15 protein-coding genes are annotated in these 15,232 nt (G+C 46.2%); 11 read left to right on the top strand and 4 right to left on the bottom strand.

Going from position 1 to position 15,232, the window contains the following annotated elements:
- Nucleotides 1-121 precede the first annotated feature (121 nt).
- Nucleotides 122-1,189, top strand: a complete 1,068-nt coding sequence (locus tag BUC05_RS15460; protein WP_035203101.1) for a M20/M25/M40 family metallo-hydrolase — start codon at nucleotides 122-124, stop codon at nucleotides 1,187-1,189.
- Between the two features lie 37 nt (nucleotides 1,190-1,226).
- On the opposite strand, the gene BUC05_RS15455 is transcribed toward BUC05_RS15460, so the two are convergent.
- The 3 genes from BUC05_RS15455 to BUC05_RS15445 are packed head-to-tail and all read right to left on the bottom strand — an operon-like array spanning nucleotide 1,227 to nucleotide 2,751.
- The gene (locus BUC05_RS15455) at nucleotides 1,227-2,000 is read right to left on the bottom strand and encodes a hypothetical protein (RefSeq protein ID WP_050748995.1); all 774 of its coding nucleotides are present in this window, start codon (nucleotides 1,998-2,000) and stop codon (nucleotides 1,227-1,229) included.
- Nucleotides 1,997-2,425 carry a permease prefix domain 1-containing protein gene (locus tag BUC05_RS15450; RefSeq protein WP_035203098.1) on the bottom strand — a complete coding sequence of 143 codons (429 nt, stop codon included), beginning with the start codon at nucleotides 2,423-2,425 and terminating at the stop codon, nucleotides 1,997-1,999. The genes BUC05_RS15455 and BUC05_RS15450 overlap by 4 nt, the downstream gene beginning before the upstream one ends.
- 2 nt (nucleotides 2,426-2,427) lie before the next feature.
- Nucleotides 2,428-2,751: a PadR family transcriptional regulator gene (locus BUC05_RS15445; protein ID WP_011248198.1), complete on the bottom strand. Its 324-nt coding sequence runs from the start codon at nucleotides 2,749-2,751 to the stop codon at nucleotides 2,428-2,430.
- A 232-nt stretch (nucleotides 2,752-2,983) separates the two neighbouring features.
- Here BUC05_RS15445 and BUC05_RS15440 point away from each other — a divergent pair, with 232 nt between their 5' ends.
- Genes BUC05_RS15440 through hxlA form a run of 8 tightly spaced genes read left to right on the top strand, consistent with a single transcriptional unit; the run spans nucleotide 2,984 to nucleotide 9,662 of the window.
- Nucleotides 2,984-3,988: a LacI family DNA-binding transcriptional regulator gene (locus BUC05_RS15440; RefSeq protein WP_073305299.1), complete on the top strand. Its 1,005-nt coding sequence runs from the start codon at nucleotides 2,984-2,986 to the stop codon at nucleotides 3,986-3,988.
- Nucleotides 3,989-4,007: 19 nt separating this feature from the next.
- Nucleotides 4,008-5,012, top strand: coding sequence for a TRAP transporter substrate-binding protein (locus tag BUC05_RS15435; RefSeq protein WP_073305297.1), 1,005 nt, complete (start codon nucleotides 4,008-4,010; stop codon nucleotides 5,010-5,012).
- Nucleotides 5,013-5,028: 16 nt separating this feature from the next.
- Nucleotides 5,029-5,523: a TRAP transporter small permease gene (locus tag BUC05_RS15430; RefSeq protein WP_011248195.1), complete on the top strand. Its 495-nt coding sequence runs from the start codon at nucleotides 5,029-5,031 to the stop codon at nucleotides 5,521-5,523.
- Nucleotides 5,520-6,803, top strand: coding sequence for a TRAP transporter large permease (locus BUC05_RS15425; RefSeq protein WP_095335897.1), 1,284 nt, complete (start codon nucleotides 5,520-5,522; stop codon nucleotides 6,801-6,803). Before BUC05_RS15430 ends, BUC05_RS15425 begins: the two co-directional genes overlap by 4 nt.
- Before the next feature lie 12 nt (nucleotides 6,804-6,815).
- Nucleotides 6,816-7,367 (top strand): 6-phospho-3-hexuloisomerase, encoded by a 552-nt coding sequence (gene hxlB, locus BUC05_RS15420; RefSeq protein WP_011248193.1) that lies wholly within the window; start codon nucleotides 6,816-6,818, stop codon nucleotides 7,365-7,367.
- A 16-nt stretch (nucleotides 7,368-7,383) separates the two neighbouring features.
- Nucleotides 7,384-8,070 (top strand): ribose-5-phosphate isomerase RpiA, encoded by a 687-nt coding sequence (gene rpiA, locus BUC05_RS15415; protein WP_084140076.1) that lies wholly within the window; start codon nucleotides 7,384-7,386, stop codon nucleotides 8,068-8,070.
- Nucleotides 8,063-9,013 (top strand): sugar kinase, encoded by a 951-nt coding sequence (locus BUC05_RS15410; RefSeq protein WP_035203088.1) that lies wholly within the window; start codon nucleotides 8,063-8,065, stop codon nucleotides 9,011-9,013. The genes rpiA and BUC05_RS15410 overlap by 8 nt, the downstream gene beginning before the upstream one ends.
- 22 nt (nucleotides 9,014-9,035) lie before the next feature.
- A complete protein-coding gene (gene hxlA / locus BUC05_RS15405) occupies nucleotides 9,036-9,662 on the top strand; it encodes a 3-hexulose-6-phosphate synthase (RefSeq protein WP_011248190.1) in 627 nt (208 codons plus the stop codon).
- 26 nt (nucleotides 9,663-9,688) lie between these two features.
- Here hxlA and BUC05_RS15400 read toward each other — a convergent pair whose 3' ends face one another.
- Complete coding sequence (locus tag BUC05_RS15400) at nucleotides 9,689-10,729, bottom strand: hypothetical protein (protein WP_011248189.1); 1,041 nt, start codon at nucleotides 10,727-10,729, stop codon at nucleotides 9,689-9,691.
- A gap of 323 nt (nucleotides 10,730-11,052) precedes the next feature.
- On the opposite strand from BUC05_RS15400, the gene BUC05_RS15395 reads away from it, so the two are divergent.
- Nucleotides 11,053-12,966, top strand: coding sequence for a heavy metal translocating P-type ATPase (locus BUC05_RS15395; RefSeq protein ID WP_011248188.1), 1,914 nt, complete (start codon nucleotides 11,053-11,055; stop codon nucleotides 12,964-12,966).
- 194 nt (nucleotides 12,967-13,160) lie between these two features.
- Entirely contained in the window at nucleotides 13,161-15,221 is a 2,061-nt protein-coding gene (locus BUC05_RS15390; protein WP_073305292.1) for a BglG family transcription antiterminator, read from the top strand.
- Nucleotides 15,222-15,232 lie beyond the last annotated feature (11 nt).

Genomic DNA, 15,232 nt, shown 5'->3' with positions numbered 1-15,232 from the left:
GTAGTATAGCACGTTATTCAACAAACGACTCACTAGATTTACGATTCGCCTATTCGCTTTTAACGTTCGCATTTAGTAAAATGAAAAAAGATCGTTATTTATTAGGAAGGAAGAGGCTTTCATGGAATCTTCAGCACAACAATTTTTACATCAGTTGCTATCCACGCCCTCCCCGTCAGGACTAGAAGCAGAAATTCAAAAGAAATGGCTTACCTACGTTGCGCCATTTGCTGATGCGTGTTATACGGACGAAGCTGGAAATGCAATTGCCGCGCTGAACCCTGGGGCGCCATTTAATGTCCTGCTGGCAGGGCATTGCGATGAAATTGGCTTCTTAGTCAAAGCGATTGATGAAAATGGTTTTGTATACGTTGAAAAACTAGGGGGAATTAGCCATAAACCAGCACTTGGCATGGAAGTGACGATACTTGGCAGCAATGGCAACGTCACGGGCGTGTTTGGCACCAATGCAGAACACCATGGCGGCGCGGGCGATAACTTTTCATTCGATGACCTTTTCATTGATTGCGGGGCTACTTCGGCTGAAGAAATAAAAGCCTATGTACAAATTGGCGATTATGCCGTTTATAGCCATGGAGCAATCGATTTGCTTGGCGACCGATTAAGCGCAAGGGGGTTGGATAACCGGAGCGGTGCCTTTATGGTTGCCGAAATATTGCGGCGCCTCCAACAAAAACGCCCTCAGGTCGGCGTGTATGCTGTCAGCACAGTTAACGAGGAAACCAATTTGGGCGGTGCTTACTTCGCCGCAGCAGGGATTAAGCCTAATCTCGCCATCGCCCTTGACGTCACTTTTGCGACGGACTATCCGACAGTGAATGCCAAAAAATACGGCGATGTGAAAGTCGGCGGCGGGCCAGTGTTGGCAAAAGGAGCGCCCATTAATCGCAACATCAATGCGCTGCTTGAACGTACAGCCAAAAAGGCAGGCATTGATGTCCAATACGAGCTGACCCCTAGAAACACAGGCACCGATGCTGACCGCATGCGCTTGACAGGCGAGGGTGTGCCGATTGCGCTCGTATCGTTGCCACTCCGCTATATGCACGCTCCCCGTGAAGTCGTTTCGAAACAAGATATGGAACAAGAAATTGAGTTGCTGGTTCAGTTTATTGCAAACTTAACGGGCAAAGAAGAACTGCGCCCAGTCGTTTGGCCGGCAACCTAGCAAAAAAAGAGGCGGACGCCTCTTTTTTTTGTTTTTGCTAAAACGAATGGCGCTTTTTCTGTTTATGCCAGTAAACGTACATAGCAAGTGGCCACCATAAAACGGCAAAAATCACAAACACCGCCCAAGGGGTAAGGGGTGTTGTCAACACATTGACGGCTACGAAAAACACAATGAGCAAGGCAGAGCCAGCCAGTGAGAAGGCGAATGGTTTTTTGTAGAGAGCGATGGACATCGGCCACCAAATAAGAGCAAAGATCGGGTAAATGGCCCAAATGGCTTCAGGTGTCGTGATCCAGTTCATAGCAATGAAAAAAACAGATGAAAGGAGCGTTCCCAGGACCCCGTAAGCAAGCGGGCGGCGGGCAACGCCTATAGACAAAGGCCACCATAGGAGGATGAATGCCGGGAAAAGAGCCCACGGAAAGCCGGTTTCCCAAAACATATTAAGGAGAATGTAATATAGGATCATGGAACTTGACGCCATGCTTGCGAAAAAGAGCGAGCGGCTCGCTTGGCCAAAAAAGGCGGAAAGGGGCCACCATAATAATGGGAAACAAATATACAAGATCCAAGGATAATCGGGCGTTTGTACCCAATTGACAAAACTTAAATAAACGATGAATGCAGTCGCCATTGTGAAGGCATAAAGCTTATAACCCAGTTTTCTATCTAGCATAATGCTGAGCGAGCTTAATAACAGTAGTCCGGCTGGATACAGGGCCCACCAATCTCCAGGGGTGGTCAAGAAATTAATAAGAAACAGAACGCCAATAAACACATGAGCCGCCAAATTAAAAAGAACGATCATTGGTGCCCGCCTTTCTGTTTGCGCCAATGGAAAAAGAGTGAGAGCGGCCACCACAGCACGGCAAACGTAGGGTAAACGAACCAGATGACAGTAGGGGTATAGTAATAATTAATGAAAGCGAACAGTGCAATAAGCAAGGCGCTTCCCCACAAAGAGAATTCAAGATTTAAGCGCGCTCGCGACTTTTTTAGCCAATGTGGAGCCGGTTTGCTTTCTTCTTCCTGAAAGGCTTGCTCGATTTCGGAAATATCGCCAAACTCCACAATCGCTTTATTGATGGCATCTTCTTGTGATTTTCCTTCCCGAATGAGGTCGTCGACTTTTTCTTCTAGATTTTCGATAATTTCTTCTTTCATTAACAAAGTTTCCTCGTTTTCTGGCACATCGCGGAATAAATGGTCAACGTGGTTGCGGATTGTTTTCATCACTAAACTCCCTTCAAAAATAGGTCAATGACTGACTTTAGTTCATTCCATTCCACCGTTATTTCGCGCAAATACGCTTTGCCTAACGTTGTTATGGAATAATATTTGCGCTTGCCTCCATGAGAGCGGGCGCCATAATAAGATACAATCAATTCTTTTTTCTCCAGCCGTTGGAAGACGGCGTAAAGCGTAGCTTCTTTTACTTCAAAGCGGCCATCGGTTTTACGGGCGATCTCTTTTGAAATTTCGTAGCCGTAACTATCCTTCGTTGCTAATAGGCTAAGCACGATTGAGTCGATATGGCCCCTCAATACATCACTGCGCATTTAGTTGGATCACCTCTTTTTAGCGAATCAATAAAAATGAAAATTACTCTTCTTCATAGAGTACTATCTGATGGAGTAATCGTACTATTAATTGCTCTGTCTGTCAAAGTAATTTTTTATAAAGAAAAACTTTTTTATAGGCACTTTTATATTTTCACTTGAAAAAGCGCTTACAAAACGTTAGAATGCAATTAAGTTTACTACTAAATCGGTTTAGTAAAGGAGGAATTGAATGGCCAGCGTCACAATGGCAGACGTAGCAAAGCTTGCAGGTGTATCAAAAAGCACCGTATCGCAATTTCTCAACAAACGCTACCACTATATGAGCGAAGAAACAAAGAGCCGAATCGAACAGGCGATTCATGAGTTAGGCTATAGCCCAAATGCGGTGGCGAGAAGTTTGCGGCAGAAAAAAACGCAAACGATTGGCGTCATTGTCGCCAATATACTCCATAGTTTTTCTACTGAAGTGATTCGTGCGATTGAAGATACATGTCATGCCTATGATGTCCATGTCATTGTCTGCAATGCAGATAACGACCCCCAGAAAGAGAAAAAGTACGTGGAGATGTTGCGGGCAAAGCAAGTTGATGGGTTGATCGTTTTTCCTACAAGCGACAATAAGGAGTTATTTAATGGACTCGTCGCTGCTCATTTTCCTCTTGTATTTATCGATAGACTCATTCACGGTGTCCCTGTAAATGCTGTGCTTGCCGATAATGAAGAAGCGATGCGTTTGGCAGTCCATGCATTAGCAGAAAGTGGTCGCCGCCGAATTGGTTTAGTGCTCCCACCGCTTTTAGAGGAAATTACCCCGCGAATGGAACGGCGGGACGGCTTTATGAAGGCAATTAGTGAAGCAGGGCTCGAATATGAGGAAGCGTATGTTGCGGCGGGGCAAGTAGAGGAAGCCCCCCATTTTCTTGCCGACATGCTGGCACTGCCAACTCCGCCTGAAGCCGTTATTGCCGGAAATGATCTAGTTTTGTATGAATTGCTGCGCTCGATCAAACAACAAAAAATCGATGTTCCTGAACAAATTGCACTAATTGGGATTGACGATGTGACGTTTGCTGACTTTTTTAATCCATCCATTACGACTGTAGCTCAGCCGACATTTGCGATGGGCCATAAAGCTGCTGAGCTACTGCTGGAAGAAATCAATGGAGGCAAAAAACATTCAGAAATTCGCACTCACCGCTTTCAGCCAACCTTAAAGTGCAGGCAATCTTGTTAATGAAGGAGAGTGGGCATTTGTGAGAAAACAGCTGTTTTTGTTGGCGACAGCCACCTTATTGCTTAGTGGCTGTGGAGCCGTAAAAGAGACGGCGGACAACGATCCAGGTGATCCGAAAAAGCTAATATTGGCGACGCAACTAGATGCGAATAGCCCATACGCAGTCGGTTTTCAAGCGTTTAAAGAAGCAGTTGAGGAAAAGACGGGAGGCGCTGTGACTGCAGAACTTCATACGAATGGCTCGCTAGGCGGCAATGAGGATATGCTGTTGCAAAGCATTGCCATAGGCGGGGTTGATATGGCTGTAATTTCGCCTGGGTTTATGACACAAGTATTGCGTGAAGTCGACTTATTTTCGCTGCCGTATTTGTTCACGAGCTATGAACATTGGGAGCGCGTTGTTGACGGCGAGATTGGCGTAGAAATGAGCGAGTTGATTGAAAGGGACACAAACTTGCAAGTGCTCGGCTATTGGACAGCGGGAGTACGACAATACTATGGGCCAGCACCACTTGCTCATATAGACGATTTGCGCAATGTTAGCATTCGAACGCAAGACTCGCCTGCCATCCAGGATAGTTGGACAGCATTAGGGGCACTGCCGACAAGTGTGGCCTGGGATGAGATGTACCAAGCATTGCAAAACCGGGTTGTCGATGCCTCGGAAAATGATTTTACAAATATTTATCAATCGAGCCATCATGAAGTGACGCCTTACTTGACGTTAACGAACCATGATTATACGACACGTTTCTTTTTAACATCGGACATTGTAATGGAGCGCTTCTCTAAAGAAGAGCAACAGGCGATCTATGAAGCGGCAGAGGAAGCGACTGTTGCTGCCCGCCAAGCAGATAAGGAACTGGCAAAACAGTCCCTTGAGCGGCTGGAGGAGGAGGGGGCAATTGTCCAGGAAATCGACACCGACCCATTAATTGAACAGACAGAAGAAGTAAGAGAGAAAGCAGCAGCGCAATTAGGCGCGACCGAACTTTATGAAAGAATCCGCTCCTTGGCGGATTAGAAGGAGGGCGCAAATCATGAAGGCGTTTTTAAATAGTCTAGAATGGGTGCTGATGCGTGCTGCGGCGGTGTTCTTTGTCGGCTTTGTCGTGTGCATATTTTTACAGCTGCTATCGCGTTACGTACCGGGGATCACGATTTTATGGGCAGCGGAAATTGCTACATATGCATTTATTTGGACGGTATTTTTAGGTGCTGCTGTCATGGTCCGCCATCAAGAACATTTTAAAATTGATTATTTGTATGAAAAACTTGCCGGCTTGCCGTTGCTTTTAACCAAATTGGTCAGCCACGTGTTGATTGGTGCTTTCGGTGCTGCTATGGTCGTTTACGGCTCTAAGCTGACGCACTTGTTTTGGGAGTGGACAGTAAACACGCTGCCGGAGCTACAGCAAGGATACTTGTGGCTTGTCCTTCCTGTATCTGGATTTGCGATGTTGGCCTTTGCCATTGGCAATGCTGTGGAAGACATTGGCGCCCATTCTTTAAAAAAGGAAAGTGATGCGGCATGATCGGTCTCTTTTTAGTGCTGTTGTTTATTGTGCTCTTGTTTTTAGGGGTACCCATTGCGTTTACGCTTGGGATTGTCGCTTTTGTAGGCATCTGGCTTCTCGATGCCATGCCGTTGCAAATTGTTGTACAGACGATGTTTGCTGGTGTGGAATCGTTTATTCTACTGGCAGTGCCTCTCTTTATTTTAGCGGCAAACATTATGAACCAAGGGCAAATTTCAGAGCGTTTAATCCAATTGGCGGTTTCAATGGTCGGCCACATTCGCGGCGGTCTCGCTCAAGCTAATATTGTGGTGTCGATGTTTTTTGGCGGCATCTCTGGTTCTGCACAGGCAGACACAGCTGGCATCGGAAAAATTTTGATTCCAAGCATGATGAAGGAAGGCTATAGCAAGTCAACCGCCGTCGGTACAACAGCGGCATCTTCCACAATGGGCTTGCTGATTCCGCCAAGCATCCCAATGGTCGTGTATGGCAGTGTGACAAGTGTTTCTGTCGGGCAAATGTTTATCGGCGGCATTATTCCTGGCCTTTTAATGGGCGTGGCGATGATGGCTCTTGTTGCCTTCGTTTCTCGTAGGCAAAACTATCCCCGCCATGAGCGTGTTAAACTCGCTGAAATTGGCCGGCAATTTCTAAAGTGCGTGCCGCCTTTATTGACGCCTTTGATTATTTTAGGGGGAATCATCGGTGGGTTTGTTACGCCGACAGAAGCGGCCATTATTGCCTGCTTGTATGCGCTCATTTTAGCGATGTTCGTCTACAAAACCATTAAATGGAAGGACATGCCGGAAATTATATTTGATACGATCCGTCTAAGTTCTCTTACGTTGTTTGCGTTGGCGACAGCAAGCGCTCTTGGGCGGTTATTTAGCTACTACCGTGTACCTGATGCGATTGCCGGATTTTTTGATTCGACATTTTCAAGTGCTGGCCTGTTCTTGCTTGCTGTCATTTTATTGTTTCTCTTTGTCGGCATGTTTTTAGATGCCATTCCAGCAATGATTTTGTTTGTGCCAATCGTCCTTCCAGCGTCACAAACACTTGGTATCGATCCGATTCATTTTGGGATTGTCATCGTGATGTGCTTGGCCGTTGGCATGATTACGCCGCCTTATGGCCTATGTATGCTGTTGGCAAGTTCAATAGCGAAATTGTCTGTTAGCCGTTCAGTAGTTGCTTTATTGCCTTATGTAGCGGTCATCCTTGTGGCGATTTTAATTGTTGCGTTTGTGCCGGCTGTGGCGTTATGGCTGCCAAGTTTATTAAATGAATACTAGGAGGAAGAACAAATGGACTCATTTAAAGAGACGGCCCAAGCATGCGTAGAGGAAATAAGTACGGTTATTTCCTGCACAAAGGAAGAAGAGCTGGCGGCGATTGCCCAAGGGTTTAAACACGCACGGCGCATCTTTATTAGCGGCGACGGCCGGTCTGGCCTAATGGGCAAAGCAATTGCTATGCGTTTAATGCATGGAGGCTACGAGGTGTACGTCGTCGGCGAAACGATTACACCAAGCATTGGTAAAGGCGATGTCCTGCTTCTCGTTTCTGGCTCGGCCTCAGGAGTCGCAGCTAGGCAGGTTATAAAAAAAGCAAAGCAAGCTGGCGCCAAGGTGATGCTTGTAACCGCAAACCGGGAAACAGAATTCGGCGATCTTTGCGAAACATGTTTGTTTGTACCGGCAGCAACAAAACAGCGAAAGCCCGACGAACCAAAAACGATTCAGCCTTTAGGTAACCAATTTGACCAAAGCATCCATCTGTTATTAGATGCCATTGTTGTCAAGCTCACAAAAGAAAAACAGGCAGAAATGAAAGCGCGTCACGCCAATTTGGAATAGGAGGGGAGCGTCTTATTTGGATCAGCTGAAAAGAATGGCGGCGGAAGCTGCTGCAGAGTATGTGAAAGATGGCATGAAGATCGGGCTAGGTTCTGGTTCAACGGTGTTTGAATTTGTCCGTGTGTTAGGAGAAAAAGCAAAAGAAGGGCTGAACATACAAGCTGTGGCGGCCTCACGGAAAACGGAAGCACTTGCTAAAGCATGTGGCATACACATCATCGATTTTCCAACAAAGGAAAAGCTAGAGGTCGCTTTTGACGGAGCTGATGAAATTGCCCCTGGCCTTATGCTATTAAAAGGGGGCGGCGGGTCGCTTTTACGAGAAAAACTGGTAGCGGCAGCAGCGAAGCGTCTCGTCGTACTTGCCGATGAAAGCAAGCTTGTAGAGGAGTTGGGCGCTTTCAAACTACCAGTCGAGATCATTCCATTTGGGTGGGAAACAACAGCCATGCGGATTGAAGCGCTAGGCGGTGTAGCGAGTTTGCGGCAAACGGGCAAAAGCCCATTTGTTTCAGATAACCATAATTGGATACTTGACTGTGATTTTGGCAACATTCGCGATCCTTATAGCTTGCATGAAAAGGTGAAAAAACTTGTTGGCGTCGTAGAAACAGGCCTATTTTTGGACATGGCTTGCGAAGCCATTGTAGCAAGCAAAAACGGTATCCATCATATAACAAAAGGAGACGAATTCAATGTTTGATGTCATTACACTAGGAGATGCAATGATCTCTTTTAGCCCAAATGCGACTGGGCCACTAAAATTTGTCCACTCGTTCGAGCGCCGTGTTGGCGGAGCTGAATTAAATGTGGCAATTGGCTGTTCACGACTAGGCTTAAAAACAGGCTGGATTAGCCGGCTTGGGAAAGATGAATTTGGCCAGCATATTCAAACATTTGCCCGAGGCGAAGGGGTAGACGTCAGCGAAACGAAATTAGTCGACGGCTATGCCACATCGCTTAACTTTAAAGAAATCATGGCAAACGGAGCGGGACGCACTCTTTATTATCGCAATCCGTCGCCAACAGAGACATTAAAGCCTGAGGATTTAAACCCGAGCTATTTCCAACAAGCGAAAATTCTCCATTTAACAGGGATTTACCCAGCAGTTGCCACTGGCAATATGGCAGTGACAAAGCAAGCAATCAAGCTTGCCAAAGAAAATGGCGTAAAAGTTGCGTTTGACCCCAATATTCGCCTGCGCCTTTGGAGCAAAGAGGAAGCGCGACTTGCTCTGTACCCGCTTTTGCAAGAAGTTGACATTCTCCTCACAGGCGATGAAGAGATGGAGATTATTCTCGGAACAAGCGACCCAACTGAGATTATCGCTGAAACGACGAAGCTTGGGATAGACTTAGTAGCAATTAAACGAGGAGAGAATGGCTCGGTCGGCAGTTATCAAGGCAAAGTCGTCGAGGCAGCACCAGTGCAGGCGACAAAAGTCGTCGACACAGTTGGCGCTGGAGACGGCTTTGATGCTGGACTGTTGTATGGGTATCTCCAAGGTTGGCCTCTTGAACGGATGCTGGCATTTGCTAACACAATAGGTTCGATGGTCGTCAGCATTGTCGGGGACAACGAAGGCTTGCCTTATTTAGAAGAAGTGCAAGCGCAGCTCGGCGAGCTTGAACGAATTGAACGCTAGTATTGAGGAAAGGGGAATCGACATGAAGTTGCAGCTTGCGCTCGACCGCCTTGATTGGGAAACGTGTTTTGCGCTAGTGGAAGATACAAGTGACGCTATTGATATAATTGAAATAGGCACTGGCGTTATCAAAGAATACGGCATGGAAATTGTAAGGCAAATGCGCAAAGCGTTCCCCCGCCACACGCTGCTTGCTGACATGAAAATTTGCGATGCCGGGAAACACGAGGCACGACAAGCGTTTGCAGCAGGCGCCGATATCGCAACGGTCATGGCATTCGCTCCAGCTGCCACCATTGCGGAGACGCTTTCAGTAGCCAGCCAAGAAGGCAAAGAAATGATGGTTGACCTCCTTGGCGTTGACAAAACCGAGCAAGTGAAGGCATTGAAAGAACAAGGCGTTTCATTTGTCGGGCTTCATCTCGGCAAGGACGAACAGCAGCATAAACAGCTTGGACAAGGGCTGTTTCAGTTAGTCGAAGGAACTGGACTAAAAACGGCTATTGCCGGTGGTGTTACGGTTGAATCGTTGCCAGTGATTCTCCCATACCGGCCAGACGTCATCATTGTCGGCAGCGGGGTCACTAAAGCCGAAAAGCCAAAGGAAGCGGCGATGCACATCAAAAAACGAATAGCGTCATCGGGGTAACGTTCTTCTTGACGATTGGATTGGCGTTACGTGCACACAATAGCTGGATTTCTTTCTAGGATGTTAAGAGCCGCTTTACACATCGTTCCCATTGTTGAACGAGTGTAGGCGGCTTTGTTTAACAAATCAGCATGATTTGCAATGCCGATATCAGCTAACGCTTCTTGAAAATAGCCGAGTTCTGCTTGATGGCTAGTTGGGCAATCTGCAGCTAATATCAGATGGCAGCGGGCAAACGTGGCAATGATCCAAAAAATGGCCTCACGGTGGTGGCCTTCGTCAATCAGTTTTTCTGTGCCATCTACTGCCAGTGGGCGTGCTTCTAGTGAAATGTCAGAGCTAAAAAAGAAAGCTGTTTTTTTCAGCTTTACCGTCATGTCAAACGTATGGGCCAGTGCCGTTAAATGGCGCTTGGCCTGTTTGGCATCCATGTGTTGGCAACCTAATTGGTGAAGCAAATGCTCATATACGTCCTCCAGTTGGTAAGACGTGAGCACATCTTTTGCCGCTAAGTAACGAAGCCGTACAGTAGGGTTGCGTAAGGCGGCGACAAGAAAAAGATGGGCGACGACACCAGTCGGGAAAAGCCAGTTCATGACAAGCTCGTGAAACGGTTTTTCAACGTGAAGTTGTTCTAGCCCTCTCTCCGATTTTGAACGGACATCGGCAAGGCGGCGCTTGACCCATTGTTCTTGGCAAAAGTGGCGTGCGACTTCCTTTTGCAAAGGCTTGAGAAACCCTTCTTGGTCAACAATAATCGTGTCGTTCTGAAAGGCATGGGCGATATGGTAGTGTGACAGAACGGCTTCAGCCGATGACAGCGCCTTTTCAGGAATAAAAGAAACTTCTAGTAAAACGCCTTTATAGCGAAATTTGCCGATTTTTAAAGGAGGCTCCTCAAAAGACGTGACGACCATGATGTCTAAATCTGAGTGAGGCGCCAAGTACGAATTATCTGCCTGTTCAGCGGCGGAACCACTAAAATAAGCTCCTTTGAACCACTTTTTTCCCTCGGCATACGCCCATACCCATTCATGAGCAATTTCCTTGGCTTTCCATACCTTCATCAAGCATTCCTCCCTTTCTGACTGCTATGCTTCGCGAGAAAGTCATTTTTTCCTCTATGAGAGTTAAAACATACTCTCCCCGGCGGCATGTAAGTTGTTGTTTGCGACAGTCACACATTCTATATGCCTCTTCATTCGCCTCCCTTTATTTTTAAAATAGAATAACATTTTAATGATAATTATTATCATAAGAAAATCTTTATAATTATATGTTATACTTAGTTTGTAACGAATATAGAGCTGTTTTTAAGGACTTAAATGAAATAGAGAAAACGATATTCATTCTCAATTAGTTAAAATAATTGAAAAGAGAGGGGATTACAATGGCTGCCACTACAGAGAGACTTGTGATCAACAACCGGAGGAACCGGTTTGGGAAATGGAAGGACCATGCTGAACTACTTGCAGCACTTGTATCAGGTGTGCTGATCGTTGTTGGCTGGCTCCTTGACAGCTACGGTCTGGCCGCTGCTGCTATTCCTGTATATTGCGGCGCTTTTATGATCGGCGGTTATGCTAAGGCAAGGGAAGGCATGGAAGAGACGTTTAAACACAAACAATTAAACGTGGAAATGTTGATGGTATTCGCAGCGGTTGGCGCAGCTATAATCGGTTACTGGGCCGAAGGAGCGATCTTGATTTTTATTTTCGCTTTAAGCGGTGCTCTAGAGACGTATACAATGGACAAAAGCCATAAAGAAATTTCGGCGTTGATGAAATTGCAGCCAGAGGAAGCTGTCCTGCTTGAAAGCGGCCAAGAAACGATTGTGCCAGCCGCGAAGTTGCGAATTGGCGATTCGATTTTAATTCGGCCAGGGGAACGTGTACCAGCGGACGGAAACATCATAGAAGGAATGACTGCTTTAAATGAAGCGGCTATTACAGGGGAAGCAATCCCTGTTACGAAAGCAGTCGGGCAAGAGGTGTTTGCTGGAACATTGAATGTGCAAGGCTCGGTGGTCGTAATGATAACCAAACCGATGGAAGAAACAATGGTTCAAAAAATTATTCGCATGGTACAGACGGCGAAAGAAGAAAAATCGCCTTCGCAACTATTTATTGAGCGCTTTGAAGGACTCTATGTGAAAGTGGTGTTAATCGCAGTGGCGCTTGTGGCGCTGTTGCCACCCTTGCTATTTGACTGGACTTGGCTGAATGCATGGTATCGAGCAATGATTTTGCTTGTGGTTGCCTCGCCTTGTGCGCTCGTCGCTTCTATTATGCCAGCGGTTTTATCGGCGATTTCGGCTAATGCGAAACGGGGCATTTTGTTTAAAGGCGGTGTCCATGTGGAGCATGCCGGCAAAATCAAAGCAATTGCATTTGATAAAACAGGAACGTTGACAAAAGGGAAACCAGAAGTATGTGATTTTATTTTACGAGAAGGCGCTAATAAAGATGATGTCCTCCTTCATGCGGCTTCAATCGAGCACCATTCTACCCACCCGTTGGCAGAAGCAATTGTTGCTTATGCGAAGGAAAAGGGCAGTACGAGGCTGTTAAATCCCATCCAAGTGCAAGATACGCCTGGAGCTGGCGTGAAAGGCCGATTTGATGATGGAGAATGGCGGGTAGGCCAGGCTGCATTTGTAGGTGAGCAGGAAGCAGAACATTTTCAAAATGGCGTAGCGAAGAAGCTAGCGGCTGAAGGAAAAACGGTTGTGTTCATTCAAGACACTAACGGCATTGTCGGTGTGCTGGCGCTCAGGGATGAAATCCGCCCAGAAACGCTTGCTGCCATGAAAGCATTACAAAAACAGGGAATTCAACTTGTGATGTTGACAGGTGATGGAGAGGAAACGGCGCAGGCAATTGCAGAACAAAGCGGGGTGGACCGTTATGTGTCCCGTTGTATGCCAGACAAGAAAGCGGAGGAAATTAAACGTATACGTCAAGAAATAGGAACTGTTGCTATGGTAGGGGACGGCATTAACGATGCCCCTGCTTTAGCAGCGGCTGATTTAGGAGTCGCGATGGGCGGCGGCAGCGATGTAGCGTTAGAAACAGCTGATATGGTCTTAATGAAGAATGAATTGCCCAACATCGCTGACGCCATCAAGCGGTCAAAAAAAATGAACCGTATTGTGAAGCAAAACATTGTTTTTTCGATTGCCGTTGTCCTTTTGCTCGTGCTTTCCAACTTTATGCAAGTGTTGGATTTGCCACTCGGTGTCATCGGCCACGAAGGAAGTACGATTTTAGTTATTTTAAATGGGCTTCGTTTGCTAAACGGGTAAAGGCGGCTGAGTTTTAAGCTGAAAAGAAGAGGTCGTATTGGGAGGGAAAAGCCGGTTCGCATAGAGAACCGGCTTTTGTGATGACGATGTACGCATCCAAACGTTGCACAATTTGTGCCCGTAAAGTTGTGATGAAAGCGCATACTTTTTAGGTTGCAACGATGATAGAATGGACGTTGAAAGGAGGGGCTGCATTGACACTTAATGGTCGAAGCCAGCAAATACTCAATGAAATCGCAAGCAATCGCCGAGTCACAAGCGCAACGATCGCCAAGAAATACGGACTTACCCGCAGGCAGATCAGCTACGCGATTGAAAAAATCAATGAGTGGCTGCAAAGGGAGCATATCCCTGAAATCGAGCGGACAAGGCAAGGCCATTTTATTGTTGATCAATCCGTTTTTTCAAAGATTACGGGGAAACAAGATTGCCTGCATTCAAATGGACAAGGGTTTTTAACCGAGGAGCAGCGCGTCCACTTTATTTTATTAATGCTGTTAGCAAAAAAGGAAGAGCTGTCACTGCTCCATTTTCATTCCCAGTTAGGTTACAGCAAAAACACCATTTTAAATGACTTGAAAAAAGTGCAGGAGTTTGTAACGCCATTCCAATTGGTGGTTCGCTATTCGCGGAAATACGGTTACTTGTTGGAAGGCAAAGAACTGCAAATCCGCAAATTGCTGATTCACTTAACGGAAGTGGTCGTGCAAACACAGACAGGCAGACGGCAACTTGAAATCGGTACAGACATTGGAAAACATGAAATCAGCGAAGTCCATGCCTGCATTGAAAAAGTCGAACAGAAGCTAGGCATCCAATTTACAGATGAAAAACTGATGGCAATGCCTTATATTTTAACGCTCGTTTTAAAGCGAATTAGCATCGGACATGTGTTGCCGCCGTTTCCAATCGAATACGATGAACTCTCAGATACGAAAGAGTACCAGGCTACAGAGGAAATTTTCCGCCATCTAAAAGACGTGCCAAAGCAGGAGCGGTTATTCGTAACGCTTTACTTGCTGACGACAAGCCGTTATTGGACTGAATGGGTAAATGCGGAAGAGGAGCTGCCTGATTTAATGCCCGCATTGGCCGATGTGTTAAGGCTATTTGAAAAAAGCGCCTGTATTTATTTGCAGGAACGGGACTTGCTGTTGAAAAAGTTGATTCAGCATATTAAGCCTGCGTACTACCGTATGAAATATGAGTTGACAGCCGTCGAAGCCGCCAAACCAATCCTGCCTGACGAATATAAGGAATTGCACCATATAGTCAAGCGTAGCCTTGGACCGTTGGAACGGCAATTAGGGAAGCGGATGCCAGAGGCGGAGAAAATGTATGTGACGATGTTAATCGGCTCCTGGATGATGAGGCAAGGGGAGAGCATTAATAAAAAAATAAAAGCGATCGTTGTCTGTCCGCAAGGTGTTTCGGTGTCTGGCTTTATGTTAAAGGAGTTAAGCGAGCTTTTTCCTGAGTTTGTATTTTTGGATTCTTTATCGGTTCGTGAATTCCAAACGTGTGATTTGGCGTTTGATCTGGTGTTCTCGCAAACGCCTCTTGAAACAAACAAAAGGCTTTATATGACTAGCTCATTGTTAAAGAAAGAAGACAGGGCAAGACTACGGCGCCAAGTAATGGAGGACGTTTATGGCTATGCACCTGTTGAGTTCAATGTCAACGCAGTGATTGAGATTGTCCGAAACCATGCCTTGATTACAGATGAAAGCGGGTTGCAAAAACAATTGCAGCAATATTTCTTTCCTAATCGTGAAGAGCGAATGCCTGATGGCCAGGCAGAGGAAAAGCAGAATCTCCAATCCTTCATCAAACCAGATTCAATCACGTTTGCCCCTGAAGCGCCTTCATGGGAAGAGGCGTTGTCTTTAGCTGCCCAACCTTTGCTCGATCAAGGAAAAATTGAACAGAGATATGTGGAGGCGCTAATGTCAAATAAAGAACGGGACCCATACATCATTATTGGCCCCTACATCGCCATTCCTCATGCTTCCCCTGAGGAAGGCGCAATTGAGGCAGGGATGAGCTTACTGCATTTGCGAAAACCAGTTCTTTTTTCAGACGGTGAGTGGGTTCATGTCATGGTTGTGATTGCAGCCATTGATAAGCACCAACATATCCGAGCATTAAGGCAGTTGATTAAGCTTGCTGGTTCAAAAGAAGCGCGAGAGCGGCTGATCGCAGCAAAAACAGAGACAGAAATAATGGAGCTCGTATCTTTTTATTCAAAGGATTAGGAGAATAAGCA

This window comes from Shouchella rhizosphaerae (assembly GCF_900142675.1).
GTDB classification, from domain to species: Bacteria; Bacillota; Bacilli; order Bacillales; family Bacillaceae_D; genus Shouchella; species Shouchella rhizosphaerae.
This window is presented reverse-complemented; position numbering and strand designations above follow the sequence as displayed.